Genomic DNA, 1,445 nt, shown 5'->3' on the forward strand with positions numbered 1-1,445 from the left:
CGCCTATTCCGACGGTAGAATTCTAAGATAAAACCAAATAAAAGCTGCAAAAAGTTTCATGCCCGGAAATTGTCATTTTTTGTCGTAGCGTTTAGCAAAATGATTCTGGCTATGGGATGCAAGGCCGCGAAGCGCTTGTATAGCCTTGCATCCCATAGTCAGAATCGTTAATTTGCGGAGTACGGAAATGACAATACATTAATTATGAGTAGGTTCGGCTCCCAATTAGACGGACTGTTCCGACAATAAGATTTTGAGATTTTGAATGATCTCAAAATCTTATCGAATGGCAGATATGTATGCCGGATTATATCTGCAACGCTACATATGGTGTTCCACGCCTTACGACGGCAAAGCATCTGGCGGCGATTTTGGCCCTCACAGCATTCAGGACGCTGAATTTATGTTTACCTTCAGCCACTTTGCGTTCGTAATATGCCTTTAGTTGCGGATCACACCTGATGGCAATCAGTGCACTGCGGTTCAGTTGTACTTTAATGTCTCGATTCGCCATGCTCGATGTGTGGCATCCCCCGCGAACGCTTGTGCCGGAGCTATGTTCGAACGGAGCCAGCCCGCAATAGCAGGCAAACTTGCGGTGGTCTGTGATTTTGGTGAAATTAAGCGTCGAACAGAGCATCACAATGGCCGTGATCGGCCCTACACCTTTGATGCTGGTCAGCAGCTTGTAGTTCCGGCAAATGTTGCTGTCGGCGGCTATCAGTTCCTTCATTTCCCGTTCGATGGTTTTCATATGAGTTTCTGCATACGCGATCTCCTCCTGGAGCATGGAACGTTGAATAGATACATCCGCGAATTTCTCTTTGTAGTCTAATTTTTCGAGCAACACCAGTTTCGCTACACGTTGTTTTGCCAGATGAGCCCTTAAGATCAGCCATGTGCGCAACTAACACAGTTCCTTCTCTGCCGGCAGATAAAGGGCTATCTTCCGATAGTGAGTGATCGCATACTCGGCGATACGCCGGGCATCCACTCTGTCTGTTTTGCCACGGGCAATACCCATCGAATACTTGATTACCAACGGCGAGATCAGTGAAAAATTGAAATTCAGCGTCCTGTCGGAAGCACAAACCGCCATCTCGGATATGTAGCTCCCCATATCCTCGGCGCAGAAAATCACATCGTCGAGCCGAATACCATGCCGCTTCTCAACCCAGTGCAGACACGAGCAGATCCCTTTTCGGGAGTTGGCGAATTTGCGGTGAGCCATCTCGTTTGCATCCTCGAAGGCGACCAAAGACGCATCGAAAGTCTCTTTCGACACATCCAGACCCACATAATACAAATAGTGCATAACTTGTTAGTTTTGTGAGAGTCGTATGCTATCACATGTACCAGGTCTTCAAACCTACAATTCTAAACAGCCATTCTCTCTGGTTAATGGAGTCGCAGTCCAAATCTACCGCCAAGCCTCAAAGCTTACG

At 47.3% G+C, this 1,445-nt stretch carries 2 protein-coding genes; both read right to left on the minus strand.

What is annotated here, in order from left to right; translation table 11 throughout:
* Window positions 1–307 precede the first annotated feature (307 nt).
* The gene (locus DW189_RS14690; RefSeq protein WP_259295449.1) at window positions 308–754 is read right to left on the minus strand and encodes an IS110 family transposase; all 447 of its coding nucleotides are present in this window, start codon (window positions 752–754) and stop codon (window positions 308–310) included.
* A 153-nt stretch (window positions 755–907) separates the two neighbouring features.
* Window positions 908–1,315, minus strand: a complete 408-nt coding sequence (locus tag DW189_RS14695; RefSeq protein ID WP_259295450.1) for an IS110 family transposase — start codon at window positions 1,313–1,315, stop codon at window positions 908–910.
* Window positions 1,316–1,445 lie beyond the last annotated feature (130 nt).

Origin of the sequence: Alistipes sp. AM16-43 (assembly GCF_003435745.1) — a bacterium.
Taxonomy (GTDB): Bacteria; Bacteroidota; Bacteroidia; order Bacteroidales; family Rikenellaceae; genus Alistipes; species Alistipes onderdonkii.